Annotated in this window: 1 protein-coding gene; it reads left to right on the forward strand. The window is 50.4% G+C overall.

Annotated elements, in window-relative coordinates; genetic code table 11:
* Positions 1 to 112: 112 nt before the first annotated feature.
* The coding region (locus B5F98_RS12515) for a transposase (RefSeq protein WP_242961687.1) at positions 113 to 1,011 on the forward strand (899 nt) is incomplete at its 3' end.

Raw genomic sequence — 1,011 nt, forward strand, 5'->3', positions numbered from 1 at the left:
GGAGAACGCACCCGTCCGACTGGCAAGTGCCCAGCTTGAGGAACTGGATTACAGGAAACTGTATCGCACCTATTCGTCCAGAGGACGGAAATCGGCAGTGGAACCACGGGTGATGTTCAAGGTAATTGTCTACGGGTATCTGTGTGGCATCTACTCCAGCCGGAAGCTGGAAGAGGCGTGTAGGTACCGAGTAGATTTTATGTGGCTGTTGGAAGGCCAAAAGGCACCGGATCACACCACCATTGCCCGTTTTCGAACCGGGCGGTGCAGAGAAGCCATAGAAGACCTGTTCTACCAGTTTGTCCGCAAGCTGGAGGAAATGGGGGAGACAGACCACAGAGCTGTCTTTATTGATGGAACAAAGATGGAAAGCCGTGCAGGCCGCTATACCTTTGTGTGGCGCAAAAGCGTGGAGAAGCACCTGGCCAAAGTAAAGGCCCAGGTGGAACGATCTACCGGTTTTACTTCCACACAGGAATTGCGGGCATGGTTGGAGGAGTTTGCTCAAAATATTACCTTTGTCCATAGAAGTGGCCGGCGGAAAAGTCCCGGACAAAAGGAATGGGAGCGCCTGTCTGAACTTCTGGAGCGGTGGGAGCAGTATGAAAACATGCTATCCACCATGGGAGAAGGGCGCAACAGTTACTCCAAAACAGACGAAGATGCCACATTTATGCGGCTGAAAGAAGACCACATGCGAAACGGGCAGCTCAAGCCAGCTTATAATGTGCAGATTGGTGTGAACAGTGAGTATATCACCGGGATAGAGCTGTTTTTCGACCGAAATGATGTGAGAACGCTTCAGCCGTTTTTAAAGAAGCTGGAGCAGTTTCACCATGTCCGTTATGAAGAAGTGGTGGCCGATGCCGGGTATGAGAGCTTGGAGAACTACCTCTACCTGGATTCCACAGGACAAATCTGTTATATAAAGCCCACGAACTATGAGCAACGACGCAGCAAAAAGTTTAAGAAACAAGTTGGGCGAGTGGAGAACATGGAATATGACCAGGA

This window comes from Pseudoflavonifractor sp. An44, assembly GCF_002161675.1.
Classification (GTDB): domain Bacteria; phylum Bacillota; class Clostridia; order Oscillospirales; family Oscillospiraceae; genus Enterenecus; species Enterenecus faecium.